The sequence below is a fragment of the Desulfofundulus sp. genome (assembly GCF_049701015.1).
In the GTDB taxonomy this organism is placed as follows: domain Bacteria; phylum Bacillota; class Desulfotomaculia; order Desulfotomaculales; family Desulfovirgulaceae; genus Desulfofundulus.
The window spans coordinates 1-9842 of sequence record NZ_JBNATZ010000086.1; the positions used below are offsets into that span (position 1 = coordinate 1).

Sequence of the window (9842 nt, forward strand, 5' to 3'; positions counted from 1 at the left end):
GATGGTACTTGGGGGCCTACCCCTGGGAGAGTAGGTCGCTGCCGGAAAATTTTTAAAGTCCCTGGCTATGTGTCCAGGGGCTTTTTATTTTTTGCCCCGCCTGGTGAACCGGGGCTGTGGGTAAAAAATTTTTTAAAAAAATTGAAAACCGGGAAGGAAAAAGCCACAACATATAGAAGTTTATAAATGTACAAATGTACATACAGCCATACATCTAGTTATACTGAAAATCCCCGGGGGTGTTGCTTATGAAAATGTAACTGCTCATTAAGACTAGAGGAAGGGATTTCTTTTTTAAAAAAAACGGGTCAGGAGGGAGATTTAAGTGACACCGGAAGAAAAACAGGAACAAATGTTTGACATGTGGCTTTCGGGTAATGGTATAGAATTTGTTGACCAGGAAGCTGAAAGGTCTTACAGGGAAAGGGTAACCCGTATAAAAGACGCCATTCAGCTAAAAAAGGTGCCGGATCGTGTACCGGTATGTCCCTTCACCGGACTTTTCCCGGCTTACTACGCCGGGATCACCGTTCAGGATTTAATGTATGACTACCAAAAAGCAGCAGCTGCTTATGAAAAATCTGTTTTCGATTTCGAACCCGATGCCTATCTGGGTATGTTTTTGGCCCCCCCAGGTAGATTTTTTGAAATCCTTGACTACAAGCTTTATGAATGGCCGGGCCATGGTGTGCAACCGGATCGTTCATACCAGTGCCTCGAGGCTGAATATATGAAGGCTGATGAGTATGATGCTTTGATCCAGGACCCTTCAGATTTCTGGGTGAGGGTTTACTTTCCGCGCGTTTTTGGAGCTCTGAAGCCTTTTGAAAAACTGGCTCCTCTTACTGATGTTATGGAAATTGTACTGACCTGCGGCAGCTTCATCCCCTTTGGTTTCCCCGATGTACAGGCTGCCTTCAAGGCTGTTTTGGAAGCGGGTAATGAAGCCCTTCGTTGGGCTGGTGTAGTTCAGGCCGTGGATCAGAAACTTCAGGGGCATGGTTTCCCGGCCCTCTTTGGGGGCGTGAGCAAGGCACCTTTTGACATTCTCGGAGATACTCTCAGGGGGACCCATGGCATCATGTTGGACATGTACAGGCAGCCCGAAAAACTGCTCAAGGCGCTTGAAGTGTTAACTCCCCTGGCCATAAGGATGGGCGTATCTTCAGCCAAGGCTGCCGGCAACCCGGTGGTGTTCATGCCGCTGCATAAAGGCGCGGACGGTTTCCTGTCCGACCAGCAATTCAAGACTTTTTACTGGTCATCGTTGAGAGAAGTTATCATGGGCTTGATAGAAGAAGGATTGGTACCCTTCCTGTTTGCCGAGGGTGGCTATAACACACGTTTGGAAGTTATTCGCGACCTTCCGAAGGGTAAGACGGTCTGGCTTTTCGATAATACCGATATGGCTAAGGCAAAAGAGATTTTGGGAGATACGGCCTGCATAGCCGGTAATGTACCTATTAGTTTGCTAACACTGGGCACAGCAGAAGAAGTAAAGGATTATTGCCAAAAACTTATAGCAACTGCGGGGAAAGATGGAGGATTTATCTTGTGCAATGGCGCTGTGATCGATGATATACCTCCAGAGAACCTCCGTGCTTTAATACAGTCTGCCAAGGAGTACGGAATCTACTCTTAGGACGGTAGAATCATAGTTCTGCTATTTCCTCATTTCCTTATTACTTGTATCTATCGCGCCAAGGGACCAGGTAATATCTCCAAACATTAACGGTTAGGAGGAAAAGCTAATATGGAAAAAGAAAAAATGACAGAACTGGCCAAATCTCTAATGGAATTGGACGAGAAAAAAGTCTACCAGCTGGTAGATGAGAAGATCAAGAATGGGGTCTCTCCACTGGATATTCTCGCTGAGTGTAACGAGGGGATGGCTGGCGTAGGTGATTTGTTTTCTGCGGGCCAGTACTTTTTAAGCCAGATGCTCTTTGCTGCGGAGATCTTTAAAAACGTCATGAAGCAGCTGGAGCCAATTATGCCCAAAACTAAAGAAAATACTTCCAGGAACAAGGTTGTTATAGGTACGGTCAAAGGTGACATTCACGACATAGGTAAAAACATCGTAGTCAACCTCCTGCGCGGGTCCGGTTTTGAGGTCATCGACCTTGGCGTGGACGTGCCGGCTGAAAAATTTGTAGAAGCGCTCAAGGAAACCGGAGCCAGGGTTCTTGGTTTAAGCGCCTTACTTAATTTCACTTACCCCGAGATGAAAACCGTGGTCGAGGCTGTTACTGAAGCTGGTTTAAGGGATAAGGTGACCATCATCATCGGGGGGGCCCCGTGCAATGAGCAGGTCCGGCAGTTTGCGGGTGCCGATTACTATGCGGAAGATGCTGTAGCGGGTGTTAACATTTGCAAGAAAGTTTATTCTTAAAATTATAACGACCCCTGGCCGGAGTCACGTTCCGGCCAGGGGGCAGAATACCAGGAGGCATCTATGTTAATCATCGGCGAGAGAATCAACTCCACACGTAAAAGTATTGACAGGGCGGTTCGTGCTAAAGATGTGGATTTTATCCGCAAAGAGGCATTAAACCAGGTAAACGCCGGGGCTCACATGCTCGATGTTAACTGCGGTACCCTGGACGCGCAGGAAGAGCCGGCCACCATGGAATGGCTTGTCAAGACCGTCCAGGAAATTGCCGGGGTACCTTTATGCATTGACAGCGCCAATTATAAAGCCCTGGCCGCCGGGTTAAGCGTTCACCGTGGTAAGGCGATGATCAATTCCATCAGCGGGGAAACTGAAAGGTACAAAAAAGTATTACCCCTGGTTAAGGAGTACAGGGCGTCCGTAGTGGCCCTGTGCATGGACGACAGAGGTATCCCTGCCAACATCAACCAGGCCCTGGAGGTTGGCGTAAAACTGGTCAACAACCTCCTGGAGGCCGGGATACCGGTTGACGATATTTACTTTGACCCTCTGGTACGCTCTGTGGCCACCAACCCCGAAACCGTAGTTGAAACACTGCGCCTTATGGAAGAGATGTCATCCAGATTCAGCGGCCTGCATTTTGTTTCGGGACTCAGCAACGTCTCCTTTGGGTTGCCGGAACGCCGGCACCTGAACCGGGCCTACGTGGTGTTGAGCATGGCCAGCGGGCTGGACGCCGTTATCGTCGACCCGATGGACAGTACCTTGATGGCACTGGTGTATGCAACGGAAGCGCTGCTCAACAAAGACCGGTTCTGTATGCAGTACATTCGTTGTTACCAGCAGGGGAAGTTGAAGAAGGTTGAATAATTGCACGATGTATGGTTTAATGGATTATTATAAATTAAATGTCAGGCTTACCGAAAAGGACGTTTCCTGCACCGGGTGGGGTCGCCTGTTCAGAACAACCACTAACTGCTCACGTTCGCTGGTTAATGAGGTACTGCAGGAAGCACACCGGCTGGCCCGGGCGGAAGCCGTTTGCAAAACAGTGCCGGTAGTGAAAACAACCGGCACACAGATATTCCTGGCAGGCGGCCAGGCCTTGACAAGCAGTCTGCTTGTCCGCCTGGCCGGCACTGCCGAGAGCATGCTCCTGGTTGTCTGCACCCTGGGACATTTGATTGACCGCAGGATGGAGGAATATAGTAAAAAAGGGCTGGCGGCGCATGCCTACTTTCTGGATGTCGCCGCTACCTGCATTATTGAAGCGGCTGGCAGGCAGCTGGTGGCCAAGATAAAATCACAGCTGGAAGCCTGCGGCCTTAAGACGACAATACCCCTGGGTCCCGGCCACTCTTACTGGAAGAACCTTCAGGACCAGCGGATCATTTATGATCTGGTGAACCCTTCAACAATCGGTGTAAATATACTGAAAAGCGGCATCATGTTGCCCAAAAAATCCTTGAGTATGGTTATGGGAATCGGACGTCAATTACCCCCCAGCGCGGAAAACCATTGTTATTACTGCAGTATGGGGCGAAAATGCCCTTTGAGCCGGGCCAGATAAATCCGGGAGCGAAACCATGTCGGGACAATTATTGAAAGGGGGGGATAAAGGTTTGGCCGGTGACAGAATAAACAGGAATTCCTTTGTGCCTCCTTATTTTCAACTGGCTCAAATATTGGAACAAAAAATTCTTTCGGGAGAGTTCAAACCCGGTGATTCCCTGCCGTCTGAAAATGATCTGGGCAAGGAGTACAATTTAAGCCGCATGACTGTACGTAAATGCCTCAGTATACTGGCGGAAAGAGGACTGATATCCGCCCACCCGGGGCGGGGGACCTTTGTTTCCCGTCCCGCCCTGGACCGGGCAGTATTTACCATTGAAGAGTACCACAAGGAGATCTCGTGCCGCGGGATGAAACCGGAAGCCAGGTTGGTAGCGGTCCATGTACTCAAAGCCCCGGAAGAAGCCAGAGAAAAGCTGGAACTGAAGGCAGACGACAGGGTTTTATACTTTTGCCGGTTACTCTTTGCAGACGATATACCAATGGCTATCGAACGCAAATACATGCGCTTTAAAAAAGGCAGCCCCATACTGGAAAATGAGCTCCAGTACAAAGCTTTTTCGGAAGTAATCTCAATGCATAACGAGGTACTGCCTGTGCGCAGCCGGATGGTGATGCGGCCGTCACTGGTTGAAAAAGAAGATGCTCTGATGCTTCAGGTCCCACCTGGTTCACCCGTTTTCCACCTTGAACAGTATTTGTACGCCAGTGATGAAACGGTTGTTGGTTGGGGGTTTTTTATTTTCCGGGGGGACCGCTTTCCTCTGGTTTCTGAAGTTCGACCGCTGAAGGGGGTTGAATAAATTGCCTTCCCTGGCCCAGGCAATCAGCGACCTTAATGAAAGCCAGGTAATGGAGCTGGTCAAACTCCGCCTGGACATGGGTGCCACACCCCTGGACATCGTTGAAGAATGTAGAAATGGTATGATAGCTGTGGGAGAGCGTTATTCCAGGGGAGAATATTTCCTGGGAGACCTTGTTTTATCTGCAGAGATTTTTCATGAAGTGATGCGGCTACTCGCTCCTGCACTTGATAACAAAGTAAGTAAAAAACCAGCCGGGAAGATAGTATTCGGGACGGTTGAAGGCGATATTCACGACATAGGTAAAAATATAACCATCTCTCTGTTGCGCTGTCATGGTTTCGAGGTATGTGATCTGGGTGTAAATGTGCCCCCAGATAAGTTTATTCACTATCTAAAGGAAACGGGGGCGAGCATCCTGTGCCTGTCCATCCTGCTTTCCTCCTGTTTTGAAGCCCTGCAGCGTACGGTAAATTTAGTTCGCCTGTTTGACAGCCAGAAAAAAATAAAAATCCTCATCGGTGGCCAGGTGAACGAAAAGGTGAGGGCATACTCGGGAGCCGACGAGTGGGTGACCGACGCTCGCAGGGGTGTAACCATATGTCAGAAATGGATGGGAGTGCTCTAAATTGGGTTTTATCATTGAATTTGAACCTGTCGGCCTCCGGATAGAAGCAGAACCCGGACAGACTATTATGCAGGCCGCCCGGGGCATGTTCAATCCCGAGTCGGGTGGTGTCAGTGCGCCTTGTGGCGGGAAGGGACTTTGCGGGCGCTGCAGGGTGCGCCTGGTGGAAGGGCAATTTTCGCCGCCCAATGAGACTGAAAAGAGACTGCTTGGTGAAAAAGATCTCAGCGAGGGTTACCGCCTGGCATGCCAGGCGGTTATAACCGGCCCGGCCAAGGTGGAAATCCCCCCGGAAACTCTCACCGGGCGCCAAAAACTGCAGGTTGAAGGAACAAAGGCTACTGTGGTTCCGGACCCCGTGGTTAAAAGATATAACATTCCCCTGAAAACTACGTCCGTTGATTACCCGTATTCAATCTGGCAGCAGGTGGAATCCTTCCTGTTCCAGAATCACGGGTTGTCCGGCTTGCGTATAGATCCCGGGCTGGTTGGCCGGGTGGAAGTTCTGGCTAAGGATAACCCGATAACAATTTCAATCCGGGGCAGTGAGATCACCAATGCCTTTCCAACCGGCAGCAGGCGAAAAGCAGTTGGTCTGGCGGTAGACCTTGGAACCACCAAGATAGCGGGATTTTTAGTAGATCTGGAAACGGGTGCGACTCTGGCTGCTGATGGCATTTTAAATCCGCAAATTTCTTACGGTGAAGATGTGATAAGCCGGCTCGCTTATGCACTGGAAGGTGAAGCACAGTACGGCCGGATTACGCGGGTGTTGAGAGAAGGACTCGACCGGCTGTTGCGCGCACTCTGCAACGCCGCGGATGTTGTCCTTGAAGATGTTGAAGAGGCTGTGATTGTGGGCAACACGGCCATGCACCATCTATTGTTGGGGTTGCCGGTAGACCAGCTGGCACGGGCACCCTATGTGCCGGCAGTGACGTTGCCTGTCGAGATTAAGGCACGGGAGCTGGGCCTGAGTATGGCTTTTGGTGCAGTTGCCTATCTGGTCCCGGCTGTGGCCGGTTTTGTAGGGGGAGACCATGTGGCCATGATCTTGAGCAGCCGCATTCACGAGGCCCGTGGGGTCACTCTCGGCCTTGACATCGGTACCAACACCGAAATTGTGCTTGCCCTGGACGGTGAAATGATTTCCTGTTCATGTGCTTCCGGTCCGGCCTTTGAAGGGGCTCACATCCAGCAGGGAATGAGGGCCGTTGACGGTGCAATCAGCAGGGTGGAAGTGGGTGACGGGGGTTTTAAATTATACTATGACACCATTGGCGGCAGTTCACCGGTGGGCATCTGTGGGTCGGGTATACTGGACGCCGTGGCGGGACTGTACCGGGCAGGTGTGATAAACTACAACGGCCGTCTGGACACCGGTCATCCCCGTGTCAGGTTTAACGGTGAAAGGAAAACTGCTGAATATGTTCTGGTGCCATCAGAAGAAAGCGGGTCTGACCGGGACGTAGTAATCACCCAGAAGGATATCAGTGAGATACAGCTGGCAAAGGCTGCTATCGCCGCCGGCACCAAGGTTTTACTGGGGAAGGCCGGCCTGAAGGTTGAGGATGTAGAAAGAATAATAGTGGCCGGTGCTTTCGGGACCCACCTGCGGCTGGAAAGCGCCATCACCATAGGCATGTTGCCCAATCTTCCGTTAGAACGCTTTCAACAGGTAGGTAACGCAGCGGGTGCCGGTGCCCGGATGATCCTTTTATCTCAAACCGAACGGAGGTTGGCGGAAAAAATTGCGCGGGATATCAAGTATTTGGAGCTGGCGGCCATGCCGGAGTTCAGCAATCACTTTTTAAGTGAAATGGGGTTCCCGGAATAAATGCAGCTTATACAACCAGCCTGTATATCACCTTTAACCTCTCCAGGCTTCGCATGTCGGACAGCCCGCATGATGAGGTCAGCACCAGCTTGCAGCTATTTTTTAAGTCATTAATATATTGAATTATTTCCTCCTCTTCGAGGTTTGGTCCCATCAGCCATTCGGCTTTTATGCCCGAAAGAATGATAGCATCCTCAGGAAGTCTGAGGCCCAGTTCCGACAGATTCATGGCTTCGGGTTCCAGGGAAAAAGCCAGGTATCCCTCTTCGGCCAGGGAGTGAATTATCGATTCAACATTACCGTCGGAATGAAAGCCCATCAATTTATCACTACTTATTGCATTTCTCAGCCTGCGGTATAAAGGCAGCAGTATACTCTTAAAATGCTCAGGCGAAAAGTATAACCCGCGCTTATACGCTATATCGTCGCACAGTATAATCAGGTCAGCACCGGCCCTATCGGCTGCCTTTATTTCATCAGCTGCCAGGGCCGTGTTTTTTTCGAGGCAGGCTTGCAGGTGTCCCGTTTTATAGAATAATTTCATGACTTCCATAAATCCGTGTTCTCTGACAGTCCGCTCAAAGGGGCCGTCGACGGTAACTCCACAGACCAGACCTGAAGCATGAGCTTTTTTTATAAGCACGCTCATCTCTCCGGAATTGACAGGGAGGTTTTGAATGGGACTCGTGTAGCTGAAAAAACATACGTCAGCACCAATTACTGAACTGAGAGTGACCAGGGACTCCTGCGTTTGTTCCAGCCCTGATTCTTTTATTACTTCCCCGGAAATCCAGAGTTCTCCCCGGGGAATTTTTCTTTTCACTCTCTGCAACAAAGAATTATAAAAATTCATGATAATCCTCCTATGCACTCTAACATTCCCGGGCGGGGAAAAAGGTTGAAACGGGTAGACCTCACTTTACTGCCACCAGCAGGCGGCAAACATGGCCGTCCGAAGTGAGGTTAGGAATACATACAACGCATGCCGGCTTATTTCCTGCACTTTCGCCCGCTGATTGAATTTATTCTCCTGCCGGAAACTCGTTAAAAACTAGCTTTAGGGTGCGGGTAAGGGTAGCGGCCGCAAAGCCTTGTGTATCAAGGCTTCCAGTTTCCTGTTATAAACTGGAAATCCAGAACAGTCCAGACTGGAACCCTTGATTTCATAGGGTTCTGAAATATTCTGGTTGCAAACCGGGTTGCAACCGGGTTGCAATTTTTGCGAACATAATGCACGTATGGTTTAGTAAAATTATTACGGGCGGAGGGACGGCTGCCCTTGCCGAGAGTTCAAGAAAAGGAGGAATTTTGACGCAAAAAAGACGCGAGCGCTTTCGGCTCGCGTCGGGCTGTTGTCGGAGATCTCAAAACTTTTTCCGGGACCGCAGCAGGACGTCCCGGTGCAGTACTGCCCGCCCTTCGACGGCGATTTTCAGCTCGTCCAGCCTGTTCAGCATGGCTTCCCAGGATACCAGGAAGAGGTCTTTCAGCTCTCCCACTTCCCTCATGGTCAGCACCGGCGATTTAACCGCGCTGTACACCCACTCTTTGGGCATCAGCAGCTCGGACACGAATATGTCGCACTCCCGGTCCAGGATGTAGAACTCTTTTTCCCCGAGCAGGTCGATCGCCTGCCCCCTCACTATGCGGTTTACGGGGTAGATCTTGAAGTGCCCCAGGTAGACATGAGCGAACTCGTGCCCGAAGGACCACCTGTCCCGGCGCTCGCTTTTCGAAGGCGGGATGAGGATTATGTACCTCCCCCTATACTTTACCGTGGTGGGCGCCTCCAGGTCGAAGGCGTACTCCCACAGGATGTTGTGCCGCCGGAGTATTTCCTCGACGGGCACGGGCGGGCCGGGTATGGCCATCTCCTTCAGCAGCGCCCGGGCTTTGGCGCGGGCATACGCGCTCCTGACAGCAACAGGCAGCATTGGAAGCAAACCCCCTTCTGCTCTGTGTATTTACCTCCGGGAAGAGGTGAACATATGTTTTATCTTTTACGTGCCCGGAGGAATTCCTGCAGAAAAGATCCGACAAATATCGACAGGTTCAGTCCAGCTTCCCCTCCTCCACCATGGACCTGAGGAGGGTCTTGATTATGTTGCGCTCTTTTTCGGACAGCTGCCGGTACAGGCGCCTGATCGTGAGGATCTCCTCGTACTCCTCGCCCTCTTCCAGGGCGATGCCCGTGGGCTCGTCGGTCTTGCCCAGCAGGTAGTCCACGGAGACTCCCAGGTAGGCCGACATGTTGAGCAGGGTCTCCACGGAAGGGAAAGTGGTGCCGTTGAGGAAAGAGTAGATGGTCTTGGGGGCCACTCCCGACCCCCAGGCCAGGTCGGTCACCCGGATGTCGCGCTCCTTGATCAGCTGCCTGAGCCGCTTGGCGAAGGGGTTCTTCTTGTCTTTGTCCCCGGGCTTTTCCCTGTCTGGCCCGCTGGCCCGCTCAGCGGGCTTTCCGGTCTTTTCTCCGGCTTTTTCCCGGCCGCTCGCACCCGTTTCCCCGGGCTCGCTGCTGTCAGCCGCGCTGCGGTTCCTGGTCCCGGGGAACTCTACCACCTTGCTTTCCCTGTCGCTGTCCACCGGCTCCTCACCTCCAAAATAAAAAAT

Annotated in this window: 10 protein-coding genes; 7 read left to right on the forward strand and 3 right to left on the reverse strand. The window is 51.3% G+C overall.

What is annotated here, in order from left to right:
* Positions 1–325: 325 nt before the first annotated feature.
* The 7 genes from ACPLUI_RS07070 (at position 326) to ACPLUI_RS07100 (ending at position 7232) form a co-directional block, all read left to right on the forward strand.
* On the forward strand, positions 326–1642 hold the full coding sequence (locus ACPLUI_RS07070) for a uroporphyrinogen decarboxylase family protein (protein WP_424659564.1): 1317 nt from the start codon (positions 326–328) through the stop codon (positions 1640–1642).
* Between the two features lie 111 nt (positions 1643–1753).
* Positions 1754–2392: a cobalamin B12-binding domain-containing protein gene (locus tag ACPLUI_RS07075; protein WP_424659565.1), complete on the forward strand. Its 639-nt coding sequence runs from the start codon at positions 1754–1756 to the stop codon at positions 2390–2392.
* 63 nt (positions 2393–2455) lie between these two features.
* Positions 2456–3262 (forward strand): dihydropteroate synthase, encoded by an 807-nt coding sequence (locus ACPLUI_RS07080; protein ID WP_424659566.1) that lies wholly within the window; start codon positions 2456–2458, stop codon positions 3260–3262.
* A 7-nt stretch (positions 3263–3269) separates the two neighbouring features.
* A complete protein-coding gene (locus ACPLUI_RS07085) occupies positions 3270–3962 on the forward strand; it encodes a Vitamin B12 dependent methionine synthase activation subunit (RefSeq protein WP_424659567.1) in 693 nt (230 codons plus the stop codon).
* 52 nt (positions 3963–4014) lie between these two features.
* Positions 4015–4767 carry a GntR family transcriptional regulator gene (locus ACPLUI_RS07090; RefSeq protein ID WP_424659568.1) on the forward strand — a complete coding sequence of 251 codons (753 nt, stop codon included), beginning with the start codon at positions 4015–4017 and terminating at the stop codon, positions 4765–4767.
* Position 4768: 1 nt separating this feature from the next.
* Complete coding sequence (locus ACPLUI_RS07095; RefSeq protein WP_424659569.1) at positions 4769–5395, forward strand: cobalamin B12-binding domain-containing protein; 627 nt, start codon at positions 4769–4771, stop codon at positions 5393–5395.
* Between the two features lies 1 nt (position 5396).
* Positions 5397–7232 (forward strand): ASKHA domain-containing protein, encoded by a 1836-nt coding sequence (locus tag ACPLUI_RS07100; RefSeq protein ID WP_424659570.1) that lies wholly within the window; start codon positions 5397–5399, stop codon positions 7230–7232.
* Positions 7233–7239: 7 nt separating this feature from the next.
* Here ACPLUI_RS07100 and ACPLUI_RS07105 read toward each other — a convergent pair whose 3' ends face one another.
* The 3 genes from ACPLUI_RS07105 to ACPLUI_RS07115 all read right to left on the reverse strand — a co-directional run.
* Positions 7240–8085: a uroporphyrinogen decarboxylase family protein gene (locus tag ACPLUI_RS07105; RefSeq protein WP_424659571.1), complete on the reverse strand. Its 846-nt coding sequence runs from the start codon at positions 8083–8085 to the stop codon at positions 7240–7242.
* Positions 8086–8596: 511 nt separating this feature from the next.
* Positions 8597–9166: an ImmA/IrrE family metallo-endopeptidase gene (locus ACPLUI_RS07110; protein ID WP_424659572.1), complete on the reverse strand. Its 570-nt coding sequence runs from the start codon at positions 9164–9166 to the stop codon at positions 8597–8599.
* Between the two features lie 118 nt (positions 9167–9284).
* Positions 9285–9842, reverse strand: a 558-nt coding sequence (locus ACPLUI_RS07115) for a helix-turn-helix domain-containing protein (protein WP_424659573.1), incomplete at its 5' end; no start/stop codon positions are given.

Bases quoted from the DNA above. Each gene is read 5' to 3' on its own strand.
- ACPLUI_RS07075 (WP_424659565.1), top strand. From the start codon at position 1,754: ATGGAAAAAGAAAAAATGACAGAACTGGCCAAATCTCTAATGGAATTG.
- ACPLUI_RS07080 (WP_424659566.1), top strand. From the start codon at position 2,456: ATGTTAATCATCGGCGAGAGAATCAACTCCACACGTAAAAGTATTGAC.
- ACPLUI_RS07085 (WP_424659567.1), top strand. From the start codon at position 3,270: ATGTATGGTTTAATGGATTATTATAAATTAAATGTCAGGCTTACCGAA.
- ACPLUI_RS07105 (WP_424659571.1), bottom strand. From the start codon at position 8,085: ATGAATTTTTATAATTCTTTGTTGCAGAGAGTGAAAAGAAAAATTCCC.
- ACPLUI_RS07110 (WP_424659572.1), bottom strand. From the start codon at position 9,166: ATGCTGCCTGTTGCTGTCAGGAGCGCGTATGCCCGCGCCAAAGCCCGG.